Origin of the sequence: Citrobacter sp. RHBSTW-00570, assembly GCF_013739755.1 — a bacterium.
Lineage (GTDB): Bacteria > Pseudomonadota > Gammaproteobacteria > Enterobacterales > Enterobacteriaceae > Citrobacter > Citrobacter braakii.
The window spans coordinates 2,650,016-2,674,964 of the sequence record NZ_CP056399.1 but is presented as its reverse complement, the minus strand read 5'-3'; the positions used below and the strand labels follow the sequence as shown (position 1 = coordinate 2,674,964).

The 24,949-nt window shown below is 49.6% G+C and carries 26 protein-coding genes; 12 read left to right on the top strand and 14 right to left on the bottom strand.

Annotation, left to right across the window (positions count from 1 at the left end):
* Positions 1–4: 4 nt before the first annotated feature.
* Genes urtB through urtE form a run of 4 tightly spaced genes read left to right on the top strand, consistent with a single transcriptional unit; the run spans position 5 to position 4,157 of the window.
* Positions 5–1,579 (top strand): urea ABC transporter permease subunit UrtB, encoded by a 1,575-nt coding sequence (gene urtB / locus HV237_RS12705; protein WP_047359039.1) that lies wholly within the window; start codon positions 5–7, stop codon positions 1,577–1,579.
* Positions 1,579–2,652 carry an urea ABC transporter permease subunit UrtC gene (gene urtC / locus HV237_RS12700; RefSeq protein WP_016156480.1) on the top strand — a complete coding sequence of 358 codons (1,074 nt, stop codon included), beginning with the start codon at positions 1,579–1,581 and terminating at the stop codon, positions 2,650–2,652. Before urtB ends, urtC begins: the two co-directional genes overlap by 1 nt.
* Positions 2,652–3,449, top strand: a complete 798-nt coding sequence (gene urtD / locus HV237_RS12695; protein WP_047359040.1) for an urea ABC transporter ATP-binding protein UrtD — start codon at positions 2,652–2,654, stop codon at positions 3,447–3,449. The genes urtC and urtD overlap by 1 nt, the downstream gene beginning before the upstream one ends.
* 9 nt (positions 3,450–3,458) lie before the next feature.
* The gene (gene urtE / locus HV237_RS12690; RefSeq protein WP_047359041.1) at positions 3,459–4,157 is read left to right on the top strand and encodes an urea ABC transporter ATP-binding subunit UrtE; all 699 of its coding nucleotides are present in this window, start codon (positions 3,459–3,461) and stop codon (positions 4,155–4,157) included.
* 40 nt (positions 4,158–4,197) lie between these two features.
* Here the strand turns inward: urtE and ydeE are convergent, their stop codons facing one another.
* Entirely contained in the window at positions 4,198–5,385 is a 1,188-nt protein-coding gene (ydeE, locus tag HV237_RS12685; RefSeq protein WP_047359042.1) for an efflux MFS transporter YdeE, read from the bottom strand.
* A gap of 198 nt (positions 5,386–5,583) precedes the next feature.
* Between ydeE and eamA the strand changes: the two genes are divergently transcribed.
* Entirely contained in the window at positions 5,584–6,483 is a 900-nt protein-coding gene (gene eamA, locus HV237_RS12680; RefSeq protein ID WP_047359043.1) for an O-acetylserine/cysteine exporter, read from the top strand.
* 31 nt (positions 6,484–6,514) lie between these two features.
* On the opposite strand, the gene marB is transcribed toward eamA, so the two are convergent.
* The 3 genes from marB to marR are packed head-to-tail and all read right to left on the bottom strand — an operon-like array spanning position 6,515 to position 7,600.
* Positions 6,515–6,733, bottom strand: a complete 219-nt coding sequence (gene marB / locus HV237_RS12675; RefSeq protein WP_016153071.1) for a multiple antibiotic resistance protein MarB — start codon at positions 6,731–6,733, stop codon at positions 6,515–6,517.
* A 30-nt stretch (positions 6,734–6,763) separates the two neighbouring features.
* Positions 6,764–7,147 (bottom strand): MDR efflux pump AcrAB transcriptional activator MarA, encoded by a 384-nt coding sequence (gene marA, locus HV237_RS12670; protein ID WP_003032424.1) that lies wholly within the window; start codon positions 7,145–7,147, stop codon positions 6,764–6,766.
* Positions 7,148–7,165: 18 nt separating this feature from the next.
* Positions 7,166–7,600, bottom strand: a complete 435-nt coding sequence (gene marR / locus HV237_RS12665; RefSeq protein ID WP_016153072.1) for a multiple antibiotic resistance transcriptional regulator MarR — start codon at positions 7,598–7,600, stop codon at positions 7,166–7,168.
* Positions 7,601–7,857: 257 nt separating this feature from the next.
* Between marR and HV237_RS12660 the strand changes: the two genes are divergently transcribed.
* Complete coding sequence (locus HV237_RS12660; protein ID WP_016153073.1) at positions 7,858–8,523, top strand: MarC family NAAT transporter; 666 nt, start codon at positions 7,858–7,860, stop codon at positions 8,521–8,523.
* A 35-nt stretch (positions 8,524–8,558) separates the two neighbouring features.
* Here HV237_RS12660 and HV237_RS12655 read toward each other — a convergent pair whose 3' ends face one another.
* A complete protein-coding gene (locus tag HV237_RS12655; RefSeq protein WP_047359044.1) occupies positions 8,559–9,755 on the bottom strand; it encodes a sugar transporter in 1,197 nt (398 codons plus the stop codon).
* Positions 9,756–9,976: 221 nt separating this feature from the next.
* Positions 9,977–10,852 carry a LysR family transcriptional regulator gene (locus HV237_RS12650; protein WP_047359045.1) on the bottom strand — a complete coding sequence of 292 codons (876 nt, stop codon included), beginning with the start codon at positions 10,850–10,852 and terminating at the stop codon, positions 9,977–9,979.
* 102 nt (positions 10,853–10,954) lie between these two features.
* On the opposite strand from HV237_RS12650, the gene sad reads away from it, so the two are divergent.
* The 6 genes from sad (at position 10,955) to HV237_RS12620 (ending at position 17,095) form a co-directional block, all read left to right on the top strand.
* Positions 10,955–12,343: a succinate-semialdehyde dehydrogenase gene (sad, locus tag HV237_RS12645; RefSeq protein ID WP_047359046.1), complete on the top strand. Its 1,389-nt coding sequence runs from the start codon at positions 10,955–10,957 to the stop codon at positions 12,341–12,343.
* 176 nt (positions 12,344–12,519) lie between these two features.
* Positions 12,520–13,446: a glutaminase B gene (gene glsB / locus HV237_RS12640; RefSeq protein WP_016153077.1), complete on the top strand. Its 927-nt coding sequence runs from the start codon at positions 12,520–12,522 to the stop codon at positions 13,444–13,446.
* The gene (locus HV237_RS12635) at positions 13,446–13,805 is read left to right on the top strand and encodes a DUF4186 domain-containing protein (RefSeq protein ID WP_047359047.1); all 360 of its coding nucleotides are present in this window, start codon (positions 13,446–13,448) and stop codon (positions 13,803–13,805) included. Before glsB ends, HV237_RS12635 begins: the two co-directional genes overlap by 1 nt.
* A gap of 81 nt (positions 13,806–13,886) precedes the next feature.
* Positions 13,887–14,414: a GNAT family N-acetyltransferase gene (locus HV237_RS12630; RefSeq protein WP_047359048.1), complete on the top strand. Its 528-nt coding sequence runs from the start codon at positions 13,887–13,889 to the stop codon at positions 14,412–14,414.
* A gap of 106 nt (positions 14,415–14,520) precedes the next feature.
* Positions 14,521–15,972 carry a tagaturonate reductase gene (locus tag HV237_RS12625; RefSeq protein WP_016156489.1) on the top strand — a complete coding sequence of 484 codons (1,452 nt, stop codon included), beginning with the start codon at positions 14,521–14,523 and terminating at the stop codon, positions 15,970–15,972.
* 208 nt (positions 15,973–16,180) lie between these two features.
* Positions 16,181–17,095, top strand: a complete 915-nt coding sequence (locus tag HV237_RS12620) for a bestrophin family protein (RefSeq protein WP_016153081.1) — start codon at positions 16,181–16,183, stop codon at positions 17,093–17,095.
* On the opposite strand, the gene HV237_RS12615 is transcribed toward HV237_RS12620, so the two are convergent.
* The 8 genes from HV237_RS12615 to HV237_RS12580 form a co-directional block, all read right to left on the bottom strand.
* Entirely contained in the window at positions 17,092–17,469 is a 378-nt protein-coding gene (locus HV237_RS12615) for a GFA family protein (RefSeq protein WP_016153082.1), read from the bottom strand. The two genes, HV237_RS12620 and HV237_RS12615, sit on opposite strands and share 4 nt — an antisense overlap.
* Positions 17,470–17,600: 131 nt before the next feature.
* Positions 17,601–18,359: a trans-aconitate 2-methyltransferase gene (gene tam, locus HV237_RS12610; RefSeq protein WP_016157955.1), complete on the bottom strand. Its 759-nt coding sequence runs from the start codon at positions 18,357–18,359 to the stop codon at positions 17,601–17,603.
* 424 nt (positions 18,360–18,783) lie between these two features.
* On the bottom strand, positions 18,784–19,719 hold the full coding sequence (locus HV237_RS12605) for a hypothetical protein (protein ID WP_047359049.1): 936 nt from the start codon (positions 19,717–19,719) through the stop codon (positions 18,784–18,786).
* Positions 19,720–20,493: 774 nt separating this feature from the next.
* A complete protein-coding gene (locus tag HV237_RS12600) occupies positions 20,494–21,570 on the bottom strand; it encodes a cell envelope integrity TolA C-terminal domain-containing protein (RefSeq protein WP_161799729.1) in 1,077 nt (358 codons plus the stop codon).
* A 336-nt stretch (positions 21,571–21,906) separates the two neighbouring features.
* The gene (locus HV237_RS12595) at positions 21,907–22,839 is read right to left on the bottom strand and encodes a hypothetical protein (RefSeq protein WP_047359281.1); all 933 of its coding nucleotides are present in this window, start codon (positions 22,837–22,839) and stop codon (positions 21,907–21,909) included.
* 782 nt (positions 22,840–23,621) lie between these two features.
* The gene (locus tag HV237_RS12590; RefSeq protein WP_045269654.1) at positions 23,622–23,981 is read right to left on the bottom strand and encodes a hypothetical protein; all 360 of its coding nucleotides are present in this window, start codon (positions 23,979–23,981) and stop codon (positions 23,622–23,624) included.
* Between the two features lie 16 nt (positions 23,982–23,997).
* A complete protein-coding gene (locus tag HV237_RS12585; RefSeq protein ID WP_071701183.1) occupies positions 23,998–24,333 on the bottom strand; it encodes a hypothetical protein in 336 nt (111 codons plus the stop codon).
* Complete coding sequence (locus tag HV237_RS12580) at positions 24,330–24,734, bottom strand: hypothetical protein (protein ID WP_045269655.1); 405 nt, start codon at positions 24,732–24,734, stop codon at positions 24,330–24,332. Before HV237_RS12580 ends, HV237_RS12585 begins: the two co-directional genes overlap by 4 nt.
* Positions 24,735–24,949 lie beyond the last annotated feature (215 nt).

Genomic DNA, 24,949 nt, shown 5'->3' with positions numbered 1-24,949 from the left:
GCTCATGAAAGCCATGCGCTTTATTCGTGGTGTGTTGTTGCTGACGTGGCTTTTGCCGTGGATAGCGCAGGCCGCAGATGCCGATACCTTTACCGCCGCCAACCGGACTCAGCAGGCCGCCTTGCTAGAACAATGGTCGGTAAAACCCGATGTTCAACGCTTGCCGGTGCTCAAAGCGCTGAGTGACGAGAACCTGCTGACAGATAACGCGAAAAACGCGTTCATCATGAACGGGTCGCACGTACAACCGCTAGGAACGGCGGCAGGTCCGAACGGCGAGCTAAAAAAAATCCGCCTGACTAACCGCCTGCGTAATCTGGTTGCCGGAACCTTGGCCGTCCACCAGCTATTAAGTGACAGTGTCACGCAAAGGAGCGGGGCAGCGCGTACATTACAGCGTGAGGCCCAGCCGGGGATGCTGCCGTTTTTGCAGCAACGACTGGCCCAGGAGCCCGATGCTGGCGTGAAATCTTTACTGGCTATTGCACTGGCAAACCTGCAACTGACCAGTACTTCGCCTGAGATCAGACGTCAGGCAATCGAACTGCTAGGGGCGTCGAACGATCCTGAAACCCAGGCGCGCCTGCAGCCATTCACCCATGCTGAACATGAACCTGATGCCCGCGTTCGTGCTGCCGCTGACGAAAGCCTGAATGCCATCGCGCATCGCATGAAGGTTGGCGATCTTCTTGGACAGGCATTTATGGGATTGTCGCTGGGCTCCATTTTGCTGCTGGCGGCATTGGGTCTGGCGATAACCTACGGCTTACTTGGCGTCATTAATATGGCGCATGGTGAGATGTTAATGCTCGGCGCTTACGGTACCTGGATGGTGCAACAGCTGATGGGCCAGTTTTTCCCGCAATGGTTGGCCTGGTATCCGGTTATTGCGCTTCCGGTCGCCTTTTTGCTTACCGCTGGGGTTGGAATGCTACTCGAGCGCGGAGTGATCCGCCATTTATACGGGCGTCCGCTCGAAACCCTGCTGGCAACGTGGGGGATCAGTCTGATGCTTATCCAGTTAGTGCGTATGTCCTTCGGCGCGCAAAACCTTGAAGTCGCAAATCCGGAATGGCTTTCCGGGGGCATTCAGGTTTATGCCAATCTGATTTTGCCGTGGAACCGAATTGTGGTGCTTGGCTTTGCCATTCTGGTGCTGTTCTTCACCTGGCTGTTGTTGAATAAAACCCGTCTCGGACTGCGCGTACGTGCGGTGACGCAAAATCGCAATATGGCGGCCTGCTGCGGCGTACCTACCGGACGAGTGGATATGCTGGCCTTTGGCCTTGGTTCAGGGATTGCCGGACTGGGGGGGGTAGCGCTCTCGCAGTTAGGCAACGTAGGACCGGAGCTGGGGCAAAGCTACATTATCGATTCGTTTCTGGTGGTGGTGCTGGGCGGCGTGGGACAACTCGCGGGGAGTGTAGCCGCTGCGTTTGGGCTTGGGATTTTCAACAAAATTCTTGAGCCTCAGGTGGGAGCTGTTCTCGGTAAGATTATGATTCTGGTGCTGATTATTTTGTTTATTCAGAAACGTCCTCAGGGGCTGTTCGCGTTGAAAGGGAGGGTTATTGACTGATGACGATGCCAATGACATTAACGCTGGCGCGTAAAGCGCCGCGCGCGACACGCATCCTGGGGCTGGGTTTACTGCTGACGCTGATTATTCTGCCGTTTCTGGCGCTGTTACCTGCGGATCATCCGCTGGCCATATCGGTGTGGACATTGACTCTGGCCGGGAAAATTCTCTGCTATGCCATTGTGGCGGTGGCGCTGGATCTGGTGTGGGGCTATGCGGGAATGCTCTCGCTGGGTCACGGTATTTTCTTTGCGCTGGGGGGATATGCGATGGGAATGTACCTGATGCGCCAGGCTTCCGGCGAAGGATTACCGGCCTTTATGTCGTTTCTGTCGTGGACCGAGCTGCCCTGGTTTTGGTGGGGAACGCAACATTTTATCTGGGCGATGTTGCTGGTTGTGCTGGTGCCGGGCCTGCTGGCGCTGGTATTTGGCTGGTTTGCCTTCCGTTCAAAAATCAAAGGGGTCTATTTCTCCATCATGACTCAGGCCCTGACTTTCGCCGGAATGTTACTGTTTTTCCGCAACGAAACCGGCTTTGGGGGAAATAACGGTTTTACCGGTTTTACCACCATTCTGGGATTTCCGGTGACCGCGACCTCAACCCGTATCGCGCTGTTTCTGGCGACGGTCATGCTGCTGGTGCTGGCAATATGGCTGGGACTGGCGCTGGCCCGCAGTAAGTTTGGTCGAATTCTCACCGCCGTGCGCGACGCCGAGAACCGTCTGATGTTCTGTGGTTACGATCCGAAAGGTTTCAAGCTGCTGGTGTGGACGCTTTCCGCCGTGCTGTGCGGCCTGGCGGGGGCGTTGTATGTTCCGCAGGTGGGAATCATTAACCCCAGCGAAATGTCGCCGACCAACTCGATAGAAGCGGCGATTTGGGTTGCCCTTGGCGGGCGTGGAACCCTGATTGGCCCGGTATTTGGCGCCGTACTGGTGAACGGCGCTAAAAGCCTGTTTACCGTCATTATGCCGGAATACTGGCAGCTGTTTCTTGGCCTGATCTTTATTGGCGTTACGCTGTTTTTACCTCGTGGTGTGATGGGTCTGTTTCGCAAGGGAGACAAATAATGCAGCCAGATGAAGGGCTTTTTACTCGCCAGATGCCAGGCGATCGGTTTCGCAACCAAACGGACCCGGTGCTCCAGTTGGAAAAAATTAACGTTAACTTCGATGGTTTCCAGGCGTTAACGGATCTCACGCTCAATATTGGCGTTGGGGAGCTGCGTTGCATCATTGGTCCCAACGGTGCCGGAAAAACGACGCTAATGGATGTTATTACCGGCAAAACCAGGCCGCAAAGTGGTCGGGCGATATACGATCAGTCGACCGATTTAACAACGCTGGACCCCATCGCCATTGCACGTCAGGGAGTTGGACGGAAGTTTCAGAAACCCACGGTATTTGAAGCGTTAACGGTGGAGGAGAATCTGGAGCTGGCGCTGAAAAGCGATAAATCTGTCTGGAGCTCTTTACGGGCGCACCTCACCGGCGAACAACGGGATCGTATAGATGAAATACTGGCGCTTTTGCGGCTGGGCAACGAGCGGGCCCGCCGCGCCGGGCTGCTTTCTCACGGGCAAAAACAGTTTCTCGAAATTGGCATGCTGTTGGTACAGGAGCCGCATTTACTGCTGCTGGATGAACCCGCGGCGGGCATGACGGATGCGGAGACGGAATACACTGCGGAACTGTTTCGTAAGCTTGCCGGGAAGCACTCGCTGATGGTTGTTGAGCACGATATGGGATTTGTCGAAACCATTGCCGATCGCGTCACGGTCTTACACCAGGGACGCGTTCTGGCTCAGGGAAGTCTGCGCGAAGTGCAGGCCAACGAGCAGGTTATTGAAGTTTATCTCGGGCGTTAAGGAGCACAGATGCTGCAGGTGAAAGAACTGAATCAATATTATGGTGGCAGCCATATTCTGCGAAGTGTGAACTTTGAGGCGCGTATCGGCGAGGTGACATGTCTGCTGGGGCGTAACGGCGTGGGGAAAACGACGCTTCTGAAGTGCCTGATGGGGCTTATTCCTGCCCGCAGCGGGAGTGTGCTCTGGCAGGAGAAAAATGTCACTCACTGGAAGCCGCATCAGCGGGTCAGGGCCGGGGTGGCGTATGTACCACAGGGGCGCGATATTTTTCCGCGTCTGACGGTAGAAGAGAACCTGCTGCTCGGCCTTTCCCGTTTTTCAGCACAGGAGGCCAGACGTGTGCCGGATGATATCTATGCGCTCTTTCCGGTTCTACAGGAGATGAAACATCGGCGGGGCGGAGATTTGTCCGGCGGGCAACAGCAGCAACTGGCGATTGGACGAGCGCTGGCCAGTCGCCCGCAGTTGTTGATCCTCGATGAGCCCACGGAGGGGATCCAGCCGTCAGTGATTAAAGAAATTGGGCAGGTGATTTCTCAACTGGCGCACCGGGGTGACATGGCCATTTTGCTGGTGGAGCAGTTCTATGATTTTGCGCAGCAACTGGCCGACAAATACTTACTCATGTCGCGAGGCAGCATTATTCAAAGCGGTGACGGTAAAAATATGGAATCCGAAGGCGTTCGAGGGCTGGTCGCCATTTGAGATTCGCGACAGAGCGGCTTTGGCTCTGTCGCGATCATCATTAGCAGACCGCCGTCTGGCCCCAGGGTTTGGCGCGCATACCTTTTATCATTAGCGCCCAGGCAAGAACGATCGCCACCATCAGCGCCACAAACAGCGACCACGGCGGCAATGTGGTTAAAATGACGCCGCTGACTAATGGGTTTACCGCTGCGCCCAACCAGCCTAACGACTGGGCGGAAAAATAGCTGGCTTTCATTCCTGCAGGCGCGATGTTGTCGATGAGCATGTATTCACCCGGCGCGTAAATGACCTCACCGATAGTGAAAAAGGCCGCAGAAATGCCCCATAACACCAGGTTGTTGCCGGAGAAGGTGAAGCCAACCAGACCGACCACAAAGAACAGCGTGCCTACAGTCATTAGCGGGCGGATATTGGTGGCGGTGAGCCTGCGCCCGAGGGCATATTGCAGTGATACCACAATGGCGGCGTTAACAGGCAGGACGACTGCCACCACTTTCTCGGCAAAATCGCCGTCTGCAACCACCATAACGTATTGCGAAATACAGGACGCAAAGGCACCACCAACGAATGACGCCAAAAATGCTGACAGCGTAAACCAGAATAATGCTCTGTCGCGCAGCAGTACCGAGGGGGACCAAACTGCGGCGTTCAAACCTTCTGATGCTGCTGGTGAACGTTTTACCCAGGTCTGGATAAATACCAGAGGGAGTGCTGAACATGCAGCAGCGAGCCAGAATGGCAGGTTAATGCTTTGCATCACCAGTAGCGTGCCCAGCGGTGGGCCTACGGTCCAGCCGATGTTCAGCACGGTATAGTTAAGCGAGAAAATTTTAGTCTTGTTGGTCGCCGAGAGATTATCGGCAAACCAGGCTTTCAGCACCGTGGCGAAGACGGAGTAGGCGCAGTTGATCAGGGCAAAGAGCAAAACCACTACCACTACGTTATGCACCAGTGGAATAGCAATAAAGCCAGAGGCAAAGCCGCAGATAGCCAGCAGCATATAGCGTTTTTTATCAAACTTGTCGGCCAGAATACCAAAGCCAAGGCTGAACACGACGCCAATGGTCAGTGCGACCGTCATCGCATAACCGATCAGGTCGACGCTCAGATTGTACTGTCGGCTGAGGTAGATCGTCATAAAGGGCAGCGTGGCGCCACGCCCAATCGTTAATAACAATGATGACGCGAGTAACGCGAGAGTGGACCTTCTCAGAGAGATATTCATTTTCCTGCCCGACAATGCATGTTGTTATGTTTTATTTAGATATCAGAAACAAATAGCATGCTAAAAGTGTGATGTACACTCAATAAGTTGTCCGAAAATGCCCTGTGTGGCCTACCTGAATTAATGATCTGTTACGGCACAACGATTTCCGTTACTTTAATTTGTTTACAAAAATTTAATATTCGCAGGGGCGGTGGTATGTCGCGTAAAGACGGGTTATTAGCGTTACTGGTCGTTGTGGTTTGGGGGCTGAACTTTGTCGTCATCAAAGTGGGGCTACACAATATGCCACCCTTAATGCTGGCTGGGTTGCGTTTTTTACTGGTGGCATTTCCGGCGATTTTCTTCGTTGCCCGGCCGAAAATTCCGCTTTCACTGCTGCTCGGCTATGGGCTGACCATCAGTTTTGGGCAGTTCGCGTTTCTCTTTAGCGCCATCAAATTCGGTATGCCTGCCGGGTTAGCTTCTCTGGTATTACAGGCTCAGGCGTTTTTCACCATCATTCTGGGGGCATTCGCCTTTGGTGAACGTCTGCAAGGTAAACAACGGGTAGGGATTGCGCTGGCCATATTTGGCGTGCTGGTGCTGATTGAGGCCAGTCTGAACGGACAGCATGTCGGCATGCTCGGTTTTATGCTGACGCTGGCGGCGGCACTAAGCTGGGCCAGCGGTAATATCTTTAATAAAAAAATCATGCAGCATACGTCACGCCCGGCGGTGATGTCATTGGTGGTATGGAGTGCGTTGATTCCTGTTGTCCCATTCTTTCTCGCCTCAATACTTCTCGATGGTCCAACGCAAATTATCCAAAGTCTGGTGACGATAGATATGACCACCATTCTGTCACTGGTTTATCTGGCGTTTGTGGCGACCATTGTGGGTTATGGCATCTGGGGATCTTTACTCGGGCGTTATGAAACCTGGCGTGTCGCGCCGTTGTCGCTGTTGGTGCCGGTTGTTGGACTGGCGAGCGCGGCCGTGCTGCTGGATGAAATGCTTACCGGATTACAACTGCTCGGTGCGCTGCTGATCATGGCTGGATTGTACATCAATGTGTTTGGCTTTCGGTTGCGTAAGACTGCGCAGGCGAGAGGGTAAAAAAAAGCCCCGCAGTGACGGGGCAAAAAAATTACAGGTTGCGCATATTGTAATAAGGCACACCTAATTCGTCGGATTTGTCGCTGCCTGCACCCATATGATTAAAATCGAACGGGGACCGATCGTGCGCAGGCGGCATAATCATCGCGTCACGACTGTTTTGTGTGGCAGGCTGCGCGGTCTGTTCCGCCATGCTCTGGCCCGAAACAACATACAGCAGGGCCAGCATCGCATAAGACAGAAGTTTCATGATTTCCTCGGTTACGTCGTTAACTGGCGATTAGCAATTACATTGATTGAGTGGCAGCAAATAGCGTGATTCGCCGTGCATATTCGTCATACGGTATTTATGCGGCGGAACATCAAAATAGTTTTTGAATGTCCGGGTCAGCGTTTGCTGGGACTCAAAGCCGTAACGCTCCGCCAGATAAAGGATCGGCTCGTTACTCTCTTTTAATTTTTGCGCTATTTCAGTCATTTTACGGCTACGGATGTATTGACCCAGTGAATGACCGGTTTCTTTTTTAAACATCCGTTGCAGGTGCCATTTGGAGTAACCTGAACGCTCTGACACCTTTTCCAGCGAGAGCGGCGATTCAAGGTTATTTTCGATCCAGTCCAAAATGCTATGAATAGTGATTGTGTCAGTATTGCGTCTGGACATCGTCATACCTCTTTCTGTTTACGGCAGGATTTTCTTAAGCAAATGCTCAAGCGTGGTCACTTCATCCACCGTTAAGTTTTTTGTTAGTTCCTGGTGCAGGTCTTGCCCTACTAATTGATGACACTGCTCGCAAATTGCCGCGCCATGCTCGGTGAGTTTCACCAGCACGCCTCGCTTGTCATGTGGATTCGGAAGCCTTTCTATCCAGCCTTTACAGGCCAGCCTGTCCAGCATCCGCGTCAGGGCGCCGAGATCGACAGACAGCACTTTTTTCAATTCGACAGGGGTAATACACACCGCGCAACGGATAGAGCAGAGCACCTTGAACTGCGATGCCGTGATATCCAGCGGTGACAGATAGTCGTTTAGTAAACGATCTTTTTTCTGATTAACCATGTAGATCAAACGACCCAGTGGGATGATTTCGTTAAACAGATCACTGGTGCTTTTCACAATGGTTGCCCTGGCAAGTAGTTAGTCACGGCTGATATTATTGCTTAGGCAAATATAAGTCAAATGAATGGGTCAGCAAATGCCACGTTTTGCTAAATCATCAGACTCAATTTCTGGCGAGTGGAATTTTAACGGTTTGAAAATTATGGCTTATACGTGCGGATGAAAAATGAATCCTTACACCGCGAAAATGGCTTATCTCCCGGATTTCACCGTATACTTGCCGTTGACGATTAACGCACAGGAAAGATGACATTATGATGGACTTGTTTAAAGCAATAGGACTGGGGCTGGTAGTCCTGTTACCGTTGGCAAACCCGTTAACCACCGTGGCGTTGTTCCTCGGCCTTGCCGGCAACATGAACAGCGCAGAGCGTAACCGTCAGTCACTCATGGCGTCCGTTTACGTGTTTGCCATCATGATGGTGGCGTATTATGCCGGACAACTGGTGATGAATACCTTCGGGATTTCGATTCCCGGGTTACGTATCGCGGGTGGGTTAATCGTTGCGTTTATCGGCTTTCGAATGTTGTTTCCACAGCAGAAGGCACATGACTCTCCGGAAGCGAGAAGCAAATCAGAAGAACTGGAAGATGAACCGACTGCCAATATTGCATTTGTTCCGCTGGCCATGCCAAGCACCGCGGGTCCGGGTACGATTGCAATGATCATCAGCTCGGCGTCCACCGTGCGTCATGGGGCTGAGTTTCCGGACTGGGTGATAATGGTCGCACCGCCGATTATTTTTGCGGTGGTCGGGGTTATCCTGTGGGGCTGTTTACGCAGTTCTGGCGGAATTATGCGCCTGGTCGGCAAAGGCGGTATTGAGGCGATCTCCCGTCTGATGGGCTTCCTGCTGGTATGTATGGGCGTGCAGTTTATTATTAACGGCGTGCTGGAAATCATTAAAACTTACGCTTAAAACAACGTGCCCGGTATTGTCTACCGGGCACGCTTTTATGAATGCTGAGGCTGCTCTTCCAGTGATACTGGCCATTTAAGGAAGATAATCACCGACCATATGAACGCCACAACCGCAGGCACTGCACCTACGTAACCAATCGTAGACATTGACCAGTGCAGACTCACCTGATTTCCCACCAGCGCGCCAGCGCCTATCCCGATATTAAAGATACCTGAGAAAAGGGCCATTGCGACGTCGGTGGCATCCGGGGCCAGCGCCAGCACTTTCACCTGCATACCCAGGCCTATCAACATAATGGCTATGCCCCAGAATATACTCAGGACGGCCAGATGCATTTCGCTGTCCGCTGCGGGCAGTAACAGCACCAGGCACACCGTCAGCAGGGCAATGGCGCTACTAATCAATACGGAAGCATGTTGATTACCCAGTTTGCCAAAAATGACGCTACCGACAATCCCCGCGCCACCCAGAACCAGCAGCAGCACGGTGGCAAAGTTTGCGCTCAGTCCGGCGACGGTCTGTACAAACGGTTCGATATAGCTGTAGGCCGTGTAATGCGCGGTGACCACAATCACCGTCAGCAGATACAAGCTCATCAATGCCGGACGGCGGAATAAAACCGGCAGGCTTTTTAATGAACCGGAATGCTCACTGGGTAATTTTGGTAGGAGCTTAATCAAGCAAAGTAGGGTGACTAACGCCCCCATACCGATGGCGAAGAAGGTAGTACGCCAGCCAAAATACTGGCCAACGATGCGCCCGATAGGCAGGCCCAACACCATCGCCAGCGCGGTACCGGTCGCAATCAGGCTGAGAGCCTGCGCGCGTTTCCCGGCTGGAGCCAGGCGAATCGCCAGAGATGCGGTGATCGACCAGAAAATAGCGTGGGCAAAAGCAATACCGATACGACTGATTACCAGCACGGTAAAATTCCATGCCAGGAAAGAGAGAACGTGGCTGGCGATAAAAACGACAAACAGGCAGATCAGAAGTTTGCGGCGTTCTACCTGGCTGGTAAGCAGCATGAAAGGCAGCGACATCAGGGCGACAACCCAGGCGTAGATCGTCAGCATGATCCCGACCTGAGCGGTCTGCATATTAAAACTTTGTGCGATGTCGGATAACAAACCGACAGGGACAAACTCAGTGGTATTGAAAATAAAACCGGCAATGGCAAGCGTAACTACCCGAAGCCACGCGACCTTGCGGGAAACAGTGTCTGTTGTCATATCAATTAGGTGGATTAGCTGCGAAAAGGTAAGGCCACGATCTTAAAACTTTTGCTGGCTAAAATACAATCATTTCGTGATACAGATCTCATTTCATTGACTGGGTGGCAAAATTGACTGCCGAACATTTCGCGTAATTTTAACTGTTTCATTATTAATGAAATTCCGGGCGTGAGAATTCACCCGGAACGCTATTGATGGCGTTGTTTGAGAATCGCGAATTATTCCGTGCTATTCGACAACTGAGGGTTCAATACCTCAATAAACGCTTCCAGTTGCCTCGTCATTGCCCCTCTGCGCCAGACCAGCCACGTATTCAGCCAGCGCCAGTTTTCGCTTAGCGGCCAGGCGTGGACCTGATGGTGTCCTGGCATGCTCTCCAGCATCGAACGCGGGATCAGCGCGATACCCGCACCGGCAATGACGCAAGCCAGCATGCCGTGATACGACTCCATTTCATGAATGGTGCCAGGCATTGCGCGATCGGCATGAAACCAGCTTTCAAAATGGCGACGATAGGAACAGTTGGCGCGAAAGGCGTAAATGCTGCAACCGTTAACGTCGCTGGCCCGCTGGATAGGGGGATGACCGTGCGGAGTGACTATCATCATCTCTTCAAGGTAGACCGGCATTCCTTCAAGACCTGGATGAGTAATTGGGCCGTCGACAAAGGCGGCGTTCAGCGTCCCGTCGAGCACGCCGTCCAGCATCGTGCCTGAAGGACCTGTCGCCAGCGCAAACTGAATTTTGGGGTAACGCTGATTGTATTCAGCCAGCGTGGCAGGGATCCGCACAGCGGCAGTACTCTCGAGCGAGCCAAGAGAGAACAACCCCTGCGGTTCATCGCCGGCGACGACCATTCTCGCCTCGTCAACCAGGGCGAGGATCCGCTGGCTGTAGCGTAAAAAATTGTGCCCGGACGGGGAAAGCCGCAAACGCTGATTTTCACGAATAAACAGATCGACGCCAAGGTCGGCTTCAAGCTGGCGAATACGGGTGGTCAGATTGGATGGCACGCGATGCACCTTCGCGGCGGCCTGCGTAATACTGCCTGTCTCCGCGACGGCGTTGAACATTTCCAGTTGCGTCAGATCCATAATATTCTCTGTTCGTGAATGGTGTGGTTAATATTATTCATTTTTCAGAAAGAGTAAATATGCGCATGATATGACCATACCCTGCGATAAAGAGAGGCACTTATGACTATCACAGCAGCAACACATGCGATTTCCGTTAACCCTACCAACGGTGAAAGGTTGGCGGCAATGCCGTGGGCCAGTACTGAAGAGATTGCACATGCGCTGAGCCTTGCCGCGAATGGCTACCGCGAATGGAAACACACTGCCGTTGAGCACCGTGCGCAAACGCTGCGTCATATCGGGCAGGCTCTGCGTCATCGCGCCGAAGAGATGGCGCAGTGTATCTCACGTGAAATGGGGAAACCCATCAAGCAGGCGCGTGGTGAAGTTGCCAAATCAGCCGCATTGTGTGACTGGTACGCCGAACATGGACCGGCGATGCTCAACCCGGAACCTACGCTGGTGGAGAACAACCAGGCGGTGATTGAGTATCGCCCCGTTGGAACTATTCTGGCGATCATGCCGTGGAACTTCCCGCTCTGGCAGGTACTTCGCGGCGCCGTTCCAATTCTGCTGGCCGGAAATGTCTATCTGTTAAAGCATGCACCAAACGTAACCGGCTGTGCTGCGATTATCGCGCAGGTTTTTGCTGATGCGGGCGTTCCCGCGGGTGTTTATGGTTGGGTGAATGCCGATAACGCCGGGGTAAGTCAGATGATCAATGACCCGCGTATCGCGGCGGTAACGGTGACGGGCAGCGTTCGAGCCGGTGCGGCGATTGGTGCTCAGGCGGGTGCGGCGCTGAAAAAATGCGTGCTTGAACTGGGGGGGTCCGATCCGTTTATTGTTCTTAATGATGCTGACCTCGATCTGGCCGTTAAGGCGGCGGTCGCCGGTCGTTATCAGAATACCGGGCAGGTTTGTGCGGCAGCAAAGCGCTTTATTATCGAAGAAGGAATTGCGGCAGAATTTACGGCTCGTTTTGTGGCGGCCGCGAGCGCGCTCAAAATGGGCGACCCGCTGAACGAAGAAAACGATCTGGGTCCGATGGCAAGATTTGATCTGCGCGATGAGCTGCATCAGCAGGTCGAAGCCTCCCTTGCCGAAGGCGCGCGGTTACTTCTCGGCGGGGAAAAAATCGCGGGTCAGGGCAATTACTATGCCGTGACGGTTCTGGGTGATGTCACTCCGGAGATGACGGCTTTTCGTCAGGAGCTGTTTGGCCCGGTTGCAGCGATTACCGTTGCAAAGAATGCGGAACATGCCTTAGCGCTGGCTAATGACAGTGATTTCGGCTTATCAGCCACGGTGTTCACCGCGGATGACGCTCTGGCGCAGAAGATGGCGTCACGCCTGGAGTGTGGGGGGGTATTTATCAATGGTTACAGCGCCAGCGATGCCCGCGTTGCATTTGGCGGCGTGAAGAAAAGTGGTTTTGGCCGCGAGCTTTCACACTTTGGTCTGCATGAGTTTTGTAATGTACAGACCGTCTGGAAAAACCGCCTCTGATGGTGTGGGTGCCTCCGACGGGGGCACCGGCCTTAAATTCTGCAATGTTTCTGTCTACGTCATGAATCTCACCCGCTCATGCAGACCGTGGCCAGATTCCGCCTTCCGGCCTGACGCTGCGTATTCAGCTCTGTTATACTCGCAGGCCTTTCATACCTGCGAGCAAGGAGCATGTTGTGGCCAGGGCCATGGACAATTCAATTTTAGAGACCATTGTGCAGCAGGTTCGTCCGCTGATTGGTCAGGGTAAAGTCGCTGATTACATTCCTGCCTTAGCTTCTGTCGACGGTTCAAAACTGGGTATTGCTATTTGCACCGTCGATGGACAGCACTATCAGGCGGGGGATGCGCAAGAGCGTTTTTCTATTCAGTCAATTTCAAAGGTGCTCAGTCTGGTCGTGGCGATGCGTCACTATCAGGAAGATGAGATCTGGCAACGCGTCGGCAAGGATCCTTCCGGGCATCCTTTTAATTCCCTGGTGCAGCTGGAAATGGAGCAAGGGATCCCACGCAATCCCTTTATCAACGCCGGGGCGCTGGTGGTTTGCGATATGCTGCAAGGACGTCTGAGCGCACCGCGTCAACGGATGCTGGAAGTGGTACGGGCGTTAAGCGGCGTTTCGGATATCGCCTATGATGCGACGGTGGCGCGTTCTGAGTTTGAGCACTCGGCGCGTAACGCGGCTATTGCCTGGTTAATGAAGTCCTTTGGCAATTTTCACCATGACGTGACCACCGTTTTGCAAAATTACTTTCACTACTGCGCACTGAAAATGAGCTGTGTGGAGCTGGCCCGCACGTTCGTCTTTCTGGCGAATCAGGGACATGCTTTTCATCTTGCAGAGCCCGTGGTGACGCCTATGCAGGCCCGGCAGATCAACGCGCTGATGGCGACCAGTGGCATGTATCAGAACGCAGGGGAATTTGCCTGGCGAGTGGGCTTACCGGCGAAATCTGGTGTGGGGGGCGGTATCGTGGCTATCGTGCCTCACGAGATGGCGATTGCCGTCTGGAGTCCGGAACTGGATGCGGCGGGAAATTCGCTGGCGGGTATCGCCGTGCTGGAGCAATTAACGCAACAACTGGGGCGCTCGGTTTACTGATGAACTCGCTCGATCCTCTTTTTGCCCGGCTGGCGAAATCAACGTTTCGCTCGCGGTTTCGCCTTGGCCAGAAAGAAAGGCAGTATTGTCTGGATAAAGGCGCGCCGGTTATCGAACAACATGCCACGGATTTTATTGCCAAACGGCTGGCGCCCGCGTTTCCTGCCAATGACGGTAAGCAGACACCCATGCGCGGGCATCCGGTATTTATCGCTCAACATGCTACGGCGACCTGTTGTCGGGGATGTCTGGCGAAATGGCATGATATCCCTCAGGGTGTGGCGTTAAACGATGAACAGCAGCGTTACGTTGTCACGGTTATCTATCACTGGCTAGTGATCCAGATGAACAAGCCATAGATAACATAATCCTATGATATGACTCCTTGTGTTGTGCAATTGTTAAAAGCAGTATGAAGGGGTCATTCTAAGGAGAAAAAAATGGCTTCCTGTAAACCCTGCTTTGTGCTGAGTGCGGCCCAGATTCTGTCGAGAATCGATGAATTCAGCGACATCCTTGAAACATGCGTCAATGATGGCGCCTCTGTCAGCTTTATGCTCCCTTTTAGTGGTGATAAATCACGGCCTTTCTGGATGAGCGTCGCGCAAAGCGTTGACCGTGGAGAAAGGATTGTTCTGGGTACACAGAACGCACAGGGGGTGCTTGTCGGTACCGTCCAGCTCATTATCGATCAACCCGAAAACCAACCTCATCGTGCTGATGTCGCCAAGCTGCTGGTTCACCCCTCAGCGCGGCGCGGTGGTGTTGCCCGGACGTTGATGAACGAACTCGAAAACTGCGCGCGTCAGCAAGGGAAAACGCTGCTGGTGCTTGATACAGCGACGGGCAGCAGCGCTGAGTTGTTCTACCACAATTGTGGATGGCAAAAAGTAGGGGTGATACCGGACTATGCAAAAATGCCTGACGGGAAGCTGACCGGGACCACACTTTTCTACAAAACTCTCTAATTTGTCGCCGGGGATTGATCAAAACAGGGTTTCAATGTATTAAAGTTTGCTAACCTATTGGACCAATTCAATCAGGTTGTATGACTAATTAAAAAGGGAACCCATTGTGCAAACACTAAATCGTCGCGATTTCCCCGGTGCTCAGTATCCTGAACGCATTATTCAGTTTGGTGAAGGAAATTTCCTGCGCGCCTTTGTTGACTGGCAAGTCGATTTGCTGAACGAACATACCGATCTGAACGCTGGTGTAGTCATTGTTCGTCCCATCGAAAGTACCTTCCCGCCATCGCTGAGTACGCAGGATGGTCTCTATACCACCATCATTCGTGGTTTGAATGAGAAGGGCGAGGCCGTAAGCGATGCCCGTTTGATCCGTTCGGTTAACCGAGAAATCAGCGTCTATAGCGAATACGATGAGTTCCTGAAGTTGGCGCATAACCCAGATATGCGTTTTGTGTTCTCCAACACGACTGAAGCGGGCATCAGCTACCACGCGGGCGATAAGTTTGAGGATGCACCGGCGGTGAGTTATCCGGCTAAACTGACCCGACTGTTGTTCGAACGCTTCAGCCATTTTAATGGCGCGTCGGATAAAGGCTGGATTATCATTCCTTGCGAACTGATTGATTACAATGGTGATGCGCTGCGTGAACTGGTCCTGCGCTACGCTCAGGAGTGGGCGCTGCCGGAGGCATTTATTCAGTGGCTGGATCAGGCCAACGCATTTTGCTCCACGCTGGTGGACCGCATTGTTACCGGTTATCCGCGTGACGAAGTGGAGAAACTGGAAGCTGAGTTGGGCTATCACGATGCCTTCCTCGACACTGCAGAACACTTCTATCTGTTCGTTATTCAGGGACCGAAGTCATTAGCTGCAGAACTGCGTCTGGATAAGTATCCGCTCAATGTCCTGATTGTTGATGACATCAAACCGTACAAAGAACGGAAAGTGGCGATTCTCAACGGCGCACACACCGCACTGGTTCCCGTTGCCTGGCAGGCAGGGCTGGACACCGTGGGTGAGGCGATGAATGACGCAGAGATTTGCGCCTTCGTTGAAAAAGCGATTTATGAAGAGATCATTCCGGTACTGGATTTACCCCGCGATGAGCTGGCGTCTTTCGCCAGTGCGGTGACCGGTCGATTCTGCAATCCGTACATCAAGCATCAGTTGCTGTCGATTGCCCTGAACGGCATGACTAAATTCCGTACCCGTATTTTGCCGCAGCTGCTGGCAGGACAACAGGCCAGCGGTAAACTGCCGGCGCGCCTGACGTTTGCGCTTGCCGCGCTGATTGCTTTCTATCGTGGAGAGCGTAACGGTGAGGCTTATCCGGTCCAGGATGATGCGCACTGGGTGGCACGTTTTCAACAGCTGTGGTCCCAGCATCATGACCGCCAGATAAGCACCGAAGAGTTAGTCAAGTCGGTACTGGGTGTTAAAGAACACTGGGAACAGGACCTGACTCAGGTTTCCGGACTCGTGGAGCAGGTTTCAGCCGATCTGGATACCATTCTGGCAAAAGGCATGCGTGAAGCCGTTAAGCCATTATGCTAAGAAGACAACCCGGCTCAGGCCGGGTTTTTTATAGAACATTCCTTAGTTACAACATACTATTGTTTATTAATAACTACACCGTTCTGTAACTCCGGTGCGCGGTGGTTCTGGCAGAGCAAAAGTTGTTTAGTTAATGTTGCGATTAACTTGCAACATTGATCATGATCGCGTCTAATGTGATGGATTTCACATTTTCCCGAAGAAAACCATGATCGTTCGCCCCCAACAACACTGGCTACGCCTGATATTTGTCTGGCATGGGTCGGTATTATCCAAAATCTTTTCACGACTGCTGCTGAACTTCCTGCTCTCCATCGCCGTTATTATCATGCTTCCGTGGTATACGATGCTGGGAATCAAATTCACCCTGGCGCCATTCAGCATTCTCGGCGTGGCGATTGCAATCTTTTTAGGTTTTCGCAATAACGCCTGTTACTCACGTTACGTTGAGGCCCGACACCTGTGGGGGCAGTTGATGATTGCTTCCCGATCGCTACTGCGTGAGGTAAAAACCACCTTACCGGACGACGCCGAATTAGGGCAGTTTGTTCGTCTGCAAATCGCGTTTGCCCACTGTTTACGCATGACTTTACGTCGAAAGCCACAGGCAGAGCCGTTGGCGAAGTACCTCAGCGAGAAAGATCTGCAGACGGTATTTGCCTCACAATCTCCAGCAAACCGCATTTTGTTGTTGATGGGAGAGTGGTTGGCCGTGCGCAGGCGTAATGGTCAACTGTCAGACATATTATTTCATAGTTTAAACAATAGGTTAAACGATATGTCTGCGGTACTGGCTGGTTGTGAGCGGATTGCGAATACGCCGGTCCCGTTTGCTTATACTTTGATCCTTCATCGCACGGTATACCTGTTTTGTATCATGCTGCCATTCGCGTTAGTGGTGGATCTGCACTACATGACACCGTTTATCTCGGTGCTTATTTCCTATACTTTTATCTCGCTCGACACGCTTGCAGAAGAGCTTGAAGATCCGTTTGGCACAGAGAACAATGACCTGCCGCTGGATGCGATTTGCAATGCGATCGAAATCGATTTGCTGCAGATGAACGATGAAACAAATGTGCCAGCAAAACACATGCCTGATAAGCATTACCAACTAACTTAGTTACGTTCGTTTTGCCACCAGGCTGGCTGCATATCGGAAAACGAATGAAACTCTGGCGCCAGGTCTTCATCGTTAGGGTCATCAAAAGCCCCGGCTAAAAGTGCAATTACCGGGGCATCATCAATAGCGCCCACGGAACTGCCGCACTGAGGGCAAAAGGCTCGACAACTCGTTTCTGATGAGCGCCAGGTTGTCGGTTTTCCGGCTTTTCCCGTCCATTCTACATTTTCTGCATCAAACTCAATCCAGACGACGGTCGGTGCGCCCGTATGTTTCCGGCATATATCGCAGGAACAGGTATGGGAATTATTAGGACTGCTGGCCGTGAAGCGGATCGAACCACAAAGACACCCACCAATGTAGACTTTAGACATAACAACTCCCGTCGGAAACACGTGGCAAGACACTAGCAGATGCCTCGCATTGTCACTAGATCCTTATGTTAAAAAGGCGAGGGCGCTCATAGGCGATCCTCTATTCCTGTGATCTATCTGATGATAAATGCTTAATTATTGCGTCGCGCAACAATAAACAATCGGGGAAATGCCAGTAAAATTTTGCCATTTTCCTGCAGTGGATATTGCTCCTGAAGTAGTTCGTGGTAGCGCGCCAGATACTGACGTTGCTCACTTTCTCTCAAATCCTGTAACCAGGGGCGCAGGCCTGTAGAACTTACCCAGTCGATAATTGCTTGATGAGAATCCATAATGTGATAATACGTGGTGCGCCAGATATCCACCTCACAGCCAGTTTCGGTCAAAATATCATAGTAGGCATGTACGCCAGGAAGTGGCGCACGACCCCGGTCCGGGAAACCCTGTTCATAAGCCACTTCGCGCATCAGAACATGCGTGGGTTCCAGCCAGTTATCCGGCATTTGTACGGCCAGAACGCCGTTGCGACCCAGCAGCGATACCAGGTTCGGCAATAGTTCATAGTGATCGGGTACCCATTGTAAAGACGCATTTGCGTAAAGCAGATCCACAGGATGCTCGGGCTGGAACTGACTGATATCCGCTTCAATAAAATGGCATTGCGGTAATGCGTTGCGCGCTTCATTCAGCATGGCGGGTGAGGAATCAACCCCGGTTATTACAGCCGAAGGCCAGCGCTGATGCAGTAATGCCGTGCTGTTTCCCGGACCACAGCCAAGATCAACAACTGAACGAACACTCTCTAACGCCACTCTGTTGAGTAATTCCGCTGCGGGTCTTGAACGTTCAGTTTCATATTGCAGATAAAGCGAAGGGTTCCAGTCAGCCATGAATGAATCTCCAGTATGAGAGAAAAAGGCAGAAAGGACCGCATAAGTCCTTGCCGGTGAGCCATTTCATTTAGAAGATTATATGATAATGAAGGATAAGGGCAGAAATATGCCAGGAAGACAGATTGGCATGTCTGTGGTTTGCCTGCGTGAACTACAGTTATCAGTTTTGATGTTCAGTGAGTGATGTGGCACAGGTCGAAAATGGTTAGCGCTGGTAACGGCATTTGAAAAGAGGTTTGACCATCATTATCGAGCAGCACAAGGATTACCATAAAGCATCAGATTCTACCTTACTCAACACTAGTGCGCATAATGTATTGAACATGTTAAATGACTGCACGAAGTGCGGGCATTTAGCCTTCATCGCGGGAACTATCAGATGATTATAAATCATTAGTTATACGTGTGTTTTATAGCATCTTCATGAGATTACGGCAATGCAGTCTATGAAAGGGTTCCTGCTTTCCCACTGACACCTGAGCCAGTGAAGGTAACAAACGTAAACTGAAGCATCACCTTCAGTCATGTAACCATTTCGCTGGATTTTATACGTCAGTGGGTAGAATGCTACCGTTCCATAAGGTGTCTCAGCAATAATCACCCGCATATTACCGTTAAGAACAACGCTATATTCTATTTTGTTTTCCTTTATTACATCTTCAGCCTCCTGTAATAATTCATCTCGCATTTTATTTATTTCATGATATCTGTCACCGGGAATCCTCATTGCAGACGCCCTTAATCTGGCCTCATGCGCATTATCAGACGTGCTGATAAACGAAACTGTATCGGGAGAGTAAATTCGTCGATGGGAATAGTCCTTATCCAGTTCATATTCTCCGGGGTTATTTTTCCACAGGGCATAACCATGAAGAGCAGGGAGGTCATTGCAGAAGTTCTGGAAATTATGCCATCTTTCACAAACAGTCACACCTTTATAGCCTTTAAAATATTGTTTTCCTTTGTTCGTCATATAACATCTTGCCAGCATGTTATGCCAGAGAATAAACCTCCTTGTTCTCTGGTGACTTCTGGTGTTCTCAATGGTGGAATGTTTTCCATTTCCAATATATCCCACATTATAGTAACGAGGTTTCATAAGTAATGTTGTGCGTTCTTCTTCTGAAGATGGAAAAACATCATCTGAGACTGCACCCGATTTAATATGCGAACCATAAACCTCCTTAACTATGCCACTATCCTTAAATTCCACAACATAATATCCACGCCTTGATTTATCTTCAGAACGACCAAGAATGGAGCATTCACCATTATGCTTTGTGGTAAATACAGCGCCGGGAAACAAAGTGTTATGGCTGTAGTTCTGGTGATATTTCTTATTTCGAAAGTAAGTCATTTGACATTTCCTGAGTGACGAAGGGAAGGGAGAAAAAAGAATCGGGTCGGGTCCTGCTTTTTCCTTTACCTTCTGTCAGGCCAGCACTCCGGGTGGAGGTCAGGAATTAAATTAAAGAATCCATTCAAAAAATAAAAATTAAAAATAATACAGACAATGCAATGTGACAGGTATCGTAGCACTCTACCAGTGCCGCTCTGCGACTGTCACTGAGTGGGCGTGGCATTCATGCCTTATCATGCACCAGTGCGCTCAGAATGCGCTACAGGCACTGTAAATACGGGTCAGGGCAGGGTGTGCTGAGCCTGTCTGATGGCAGGATTCCGGCATATACGGCGCTGTTCATTTATACAGTTAAATGAAATTGGTATAAATTGTGACCAGAGGTTGCGTGGGGGCGATTATGGGCTGTTTTAGGGCTAAAGCATGGTTTTGTACTGGCTGTAGCCCTTTAATGGCTCGTGATGCGTTATATGAATCAGATTATGCTGATGTGCTGCGCCGGAATTACCCGATAGGGTGGAGAGATAAAAAAATAAATATAATATATTTACGTAATTCAATATCCATGCTACCATCGCCAAATCGCCAACCGGGGTTAATCTCTTATTCTGATATCTTCATTCTTAATCGGTTTTCTGTACTTACTCTGAATCTCTCAATATTATTCCAATATTAAGCCCTCCGCAGGAGAGCCATACGGCTTGAGTTAACAAAGAGTAAATATAAAAGAATAAAGAGCCTCCACGGAAGTGAAGGCCAATAAGGTGCATGTTACAGGTCGAAGTTCAGAGTAACATTGCGCAGTACGTTATATACATCATCGCTCATTGAATTTATCTTAACCCCCTTAGTTGCCTGCAACGCTGCGGAGCAAAGTCCTGCATCACCAGATTCATCCTCTGCTGACAGCACTTCGCCTTTTTGAGACAGCCAGACCTTTACCGAACATTTCTTTCCGGAAAAGTCGGTTGTATGATTCATTCTTTGCATTACAGCATTGCGCAGAGAAGCTACCGACTGCTGCACCTGATGATTCATCACCATTTGTTTTTCTCTGTCTTTCCTATTTTGTTGGATTATTGCTGCATTCCTTTTCTCTTTTACCGCTCTCTCGGTCGCGTTCTTTTTCTCCCTTACTGCATCATTTTGCTCAGGTGAGCTAAGTTTGGGATGTGTTGAACCGATTTTATATGACTGTAGATAAACATCTCTGGCAATATCATTAAGACCAGCCATTAGTTTTTTATCGACAGGTTTTTGACCATTGCCATTCATGACCCCGGCAAGACAAACCATTTCAAATTCACTTTTAATTTGCTTCCATTCCGATAATGATATTTTTACATTTGGAGGAAGTTGGGATGTTGAATATTCTGCTGCATCTGAAGATATTGCATTACAGGTTTCATAAGGCGAAAAACCTGTCACAGGTGGTGCATTATTTTGTTCTGGCGCCTTCGGATAATCAAACCCGGAAAAACCGTTAAGCATGGCGTAATAGAGCAGGTGAGCAGTGGTATCTCTGAATGCTTTTTGTTCATCACTTTGGCCGGGTAGATTAGCATTTGACCATTGCCTTGATTCTGTTTCTGACTGGTCAGATGCAGCCCCAAATCCCATATCACCCATAGATTTTCCTTTGTTGCAGAATGATGTCATGGCGTCGGTAATTTTTTTCGACTCAGCCTGATATTGACTGAATGCGGTAATTGATGTCATGCCATAATCACTAACGGGGTGACTTTCACAATCCTTGTTGATACCTAATGAATCAGCTTTCGCCCAACATGCAGGTGTAAGTAGCATTAAGCTCGTTGTTGCTGCAATAAAAACAAGAAATCGTTTCATTTGAATTTGGTCCATCAGATAAACTATCAGGGAGTCCGATAATCCCAGTGAAGGCCGCAAGACATTTCAATCGTTATGCGCAGCAGAGAGCACATACAACACAGCAGAACAAGGATGACCATAAAACATCAGATTCAGCCTTTGTCTACGTTAGTGCGCATAATGTATTGAACATGTTAAATGGCTGCATGAAGTGCAGACATTTAGCCTTCAGCGATGAACTTTCAGACAGTTAATATCGTCTCTGATGCAGCAACATCACTGAAACTCAGATTTTACAGATTGCCCTGATGTTTATTTGTTAAGTATATAGTGCAGCTATTTATAGCATTATCATCATTTTACAGCAATGCAGTTAATGAAGGGATTCCTGATTTCCCACTGAAGCCTGAGCCAGTTCAGGTAGGATACATAAATCTGTGTATCACCCTCCGTCATGTAACTGTTTCGCTGAATCTTTCTGGTCAGGGGATAGAATGCCACCGTACCATAGGGTGTTTCTGAGATAATGATTTTAGTATTCCCGTTATATGCAATTTCATAAACAATATTGTTTTTCTTAAGTTCATCCTCCGTATCCATAACTATTTCATTTCGTATTTTATTCACTTCGTGATAATGCTGGCTCAGTATCTTCATTGCTGAGCGTCGTAATGCTGCTTCCTTTGCATTCTCCATTGTACTGATGAAAGAAACTGTGTCCGGGGAATAGAAACGACGATGTGAAAAATCTTTATCCAACTCATATTCTCCGGGGTTATTTTTCCAGCGGGCATAGCCATTAAGTTTTGGAAGGTCATCGCAGAAATGCTGGAAGTTATGCCATCTTTCGCAAACCGTCACTCCCTTATATCCTTTAAAATATTGTTTCCCTTTAACTGTCATGTAGCACCTTGCCAACATATTATGCCAGAGAATGAACGCTCTTGTTCTCTGATGGCTTCGGGTGTTTTCAATTGTGGAATGCTTTCCATTTCCAATATATCCCACATCATAATAACGGGGCTTCATCAACAGTGTTATTCGTTCATCTTCTGAGGACGGGAACGCGTCATCTGAGACTGCACCTGATTTAATATGCGTACCGTAGGCCTCTTTGATTATGCCGCTGTCTTTAAATTGCACAACATAATATCCGCGTCTTGATTTATCTTCGGAGCGACCAAGAACAGAGCATTCACCATTATGCTTCGTGGTAAATACAGCACCGGGAAATAACGTGTTATGGTTGTAGTTCTGGTGGTATCTCTTGTTTCGAAAAAGCGTCATTTAATATTTCCTGAGTAAAGAATTGGAGGGAGAAAAAGAATCGGGTCGGGTCCTGTTTTTCCCCTTTAACTTCTGTCAGGCCAGCACTCCGGGTGGAGGTCAGGAATTAAATTTAAGAATCCATTCAAAAAAATAAAATTTAAAATAATACAGACAATGCAATGTGACAGGTATCGTGTCGTTCTGTCAGCAGTAATCTGAGGTTGTCACAAAGCAGGCTCAGCACCCTGCCTTATCATGCACTGGTGCGCTCAGAATGCGCTACAGGCACTGTAAATACGGGTCAGGGCAGGGTGTGCAGAGTCTGTCTGATGGCAGGATTCCGGCATATGCACCACTGTTCATTTATACAGTTAAATGAAATTAGTGCAGATTGTGACCGGAGGTTGCACTGGCGTGATTGTGGGCTGTTTCAGGGCTGAAGTATGGCTTTGCACCGACTGCATTCCCCTGATGGCCTGTAGCGCGTTATATGCTTCTGGTTATGCTGATGTGCTGTGCCGGAATCACCCGATAGGGTGGTAAAATAAAAATAAATATAATCAATTTACAGATTCAAATATCCATGCTACCATCGCCAAATCGCCAACCGGGGTTAAACCCTTATTATGATATATTTATTCTTAATCGGTTTTCTGTACTTACTCTGAACCTCTCAATATTATCCCAATATTAAGCCCTCCGCAGGAGAGCCATACGGCTTGAGTTAACAAAGAATCAGAATAAAAAAATAAGAATCTCCACCAAAATGAAGACCCTTACATGTCAGCATCAGAGAAATATCAGCAATCTACTTTATCAAAGTCTATCCTGAAATCATCTTTCATGGCATCGGCATTATTCATTTGCTTTCCATTTCTTAATAACTGAAGCTCTTTGAGTATTTCCTTCTGAATGTCCGCCTGAGTAAACAGAACTGTTTTTAGCTCATAGGATGTAATGCTTTTGATTATCCATGCAGCACAGACAACGGTGATAATGATTTTTGCCGTATCAAAGCTGATGAAAGCATACCCCTGAAGTATCGAATACCATGACGGGTTGTCAGTTCCAATAAAATAGAGCCAAATCAGTATGGTTATTGTAAGATTGATAGCGAGCGTTAATTTTGAAAGATGTTTTGTCAAAAATGAACTGTTCATTTTTTTGTATTCCTTTTTAGTTTTGTTTTCCAGTGTTGCATCCGGCGCGATATGCCTGAGTAACTTCAATATGCTCGGCTCGTTCCATTCCTCGTAAGTTTTCCGTCTGTTTATTAAATTTCTTTATTTTCTTCTCACAGGCGGAATTGCGATGCTGTATTGCGTCCCTGGCTCCGGTTATACATGCGCCATAAATAACATCCGGGTTGGCAATTCTGGAAAAATTTGCGTAAGAATCACATGTAGCAGTCACTCTCATCTGCATCTGTGATTGCGTAATCGCCAGTGACTGATTTGCAAATAACAAACCGGCGATTGATATCAATAAGGGAAGGGTGGTTGAATTTTTCATTCAGCACCTCCCTGTAAAATACAATCAATTCCCATTGCATCAGTACCCCAAAGCTTGATATCCGGTTCACCACCTGATGCACCCTGAGTGCTCATATCCAGAGCAAGGATATAGAAACTGTTTTCATCAACATCAAACTCGTAGTTAACAAGTGGAGCGCCACTGGTCTGATACACCGATTGCTGAATATCCTGAATACGTTTTTGTGAGATGAGCTTGCCGTGATGCAGTAACTTTATGACGCCAGCGTCTTTCATGTAGCTCATGAATCCACTACTGGCACTACCGGTAACGTGTCGCTCAATGCTCCAGCCATCATGACAAACAATATTGTCTGCCATTGCAGTAACCGGAATGGTCATACTGGCGGCAAAGGTAAGGATTGGTATCAATCGTTTCATTCGAATCAGGTCCTAAGAAAATTATCAGGACGCCCGATAATCCCAGTGAAGGCCGCAAGACATTTCAATCGTTATGCGCAGCAGAGAGCACATACAACACAGCAGACCAAGGATGACCATAAAGTGCTGGATTCTGTCTGATTCCACATTTGTCAAGGCTCAATTGAAATGTCCGTTATCCAGCTCAATTAAAATGACCACTTTGATCTCTCATT

What these genes read in the sequence shown, in the direction of transcription:
- HV237_RS12650 (WP_047359045.1), bottom strand. Translation starts at nt 10,852, where the DNA reads ATGGATCTGACGCAACTGGAAATGTTCAACGCCGTCGCGGAGACAGGC.
- sad (WP_047359046.1), top strand. Translation starts at nt 10,955, where the DNA reads ATGACTATCACAGCAGCAACACATGCGATTTCCGTTAACCCTACCAAC.
- HV237_RS12580 (WP_045269655.1), bottom strand. Translation starts at nt 24,734, where the DNA reads ATGAAACGATTGATACCAATCCTTACCTTTGCCGCCAGTATGACCATT.
- eamA (WP_047359043.1), top strand. Translation starts at nt 5,584, where the DNA reads ATGTCGCGTAAAGACGGGTTATTAGCGTTACTGGTCGTTGTGGTTTGG.
- HV237_RS12655 (WP_047359044.1), bottom strand. Translation starts at nt 9,755, where the DNA reads ATGACAACAGACACTGTTTCCCGCAAGGTCGCGTGGCTTCGGGTAGTT.
- tam (WP_016157955.1), bottom strand. Translation starts at nt 18,359, where the DNA reads ATGGCTGACTGGAACCCTTCGCTTTATCTGCAATATGAAACTGAACGT.
- HV237_RS12595 (WP_047359281.1), bottom strand. Translation starts at nt 22,839, where the DNA reads ATGACGCTTTTTCGAAACAAGAGATACCACCAGAACTACAACCATAAC.
- ydeE (WP_047359042.1), bottom strand. Translation starts at nt 5,385, where the DNA reads ATGAATATCTCTCTGAGAAGGTCCACTCTCGCGTTACTCGCGTCATCA.
- HV237_RS12600 (WP_161799729.1), bottom strand. Translation starts at nt 21,570, where the DNA reads ATGAAACGATTTCTTGTTTTTATTGCAGCAACAACGAGCTTAATGCTA.
- HV237_RS12605 (WP_047359049.1), bottom strand. Translation starts at nt 19,719, where the DNA reads ATGACTTACTTTCGAAATAAGAAATATCACCAGAACTACAGCCATAAC.
- urtD (WP_047359040.1), top strand. Translation starts at nt 2,652, where the DNA reads ATGCAGCCAGATGAAGGGCTTTTTACTCGCCAGATGCCAGGCGATCGG.
- HV237_RS12620 (WP_016153081.1), top strand. Translation starts at nt 16,181, where the DNA reads ATGATCGTTCGCCCCCAACAACACTGGCTACGCCTGATATTTGTCTGG.
- urtE (WP_047359041.1), top strand. Translation starts at nt 3,459, where the DNA reads ATGCTGCAGGTGAAAGAACTGAATCAATATTATGGTGGCAGCCATATT.
- HV237_RS12630 (WP_047359048.1), top strand. Translation starts at nt 13,887, where the DNA reads ATGGCTTCCTGTAAACCCTGCTTTGTGCTGAGTGCGGCCCAGATTCTG.
- marB (WP_016153071.1), bottom strand. Translation starts at nt 6,733, where the DNA reads ATGAAACTTCTGTCTTATGCGATGCTGGCCCTGCTGTATGTTGTTTCG.
- urtC (WP_016156480.1), top strand. Translation starts at nt 1,579, where the DNA reads ATGACGATGCCAATGACATTAACGCTGGCGCGTAAAGCGCCGCGCGCG.
- HV237_RS12590 (WP_045269654.1), bottom strand. Translation starts at nt 23,981, where the DNA reads ATGAACAGTTCATTTTTGACAAAACATCTTTCAAAATTAACGCTCGCT.
- marA (WP_003032424.1), bottom strand. Translation starts at nt 7,147, where the DNA reads ATGTCCAGACGCAATACTGACACAATCACTATTCATAGCATTTTGGAC.
- HV237_RS12660 (WP_016153073.1), top strand. Translation starts at nt 7,858, where the DNA reads ATGATGGACTTGTTTAAAGCAATAGGACTGGGGCTGGTAGTCCTGTTA.
- HV237_RS12635 (WP_047359047.1), top strand. Translation starts at nt 13,446, where the DNA reads ATGAACTCGCTCGATCCTCTTTTTGCCCGGCTGGCGAAATCAACGTTT.
- HV237_RS12615 (WP_016153082.1), bottom strand. Translation starts at nt 17,469, where the DNA reads ATGTCTAAAGTCTACATTGGTGGGTGTCTTTGTGGTTCGATCCGCTTC.
- HV237_RS12585 (WP_071701183.1), bottom strand. Translation starts at nt 24,333, where the DNA reads ATGAAAAATTCAACCACCCTTCCCTTATTGATATCAATCGCCGGTTTG.
- urtB (WP_047359039.1), top strand. Translation starts at nt 5, where the DNA reads ATGAAAGCCATGCGCTTTATTCGTGGTGTGTTGTTGCTGACGTGGCTT.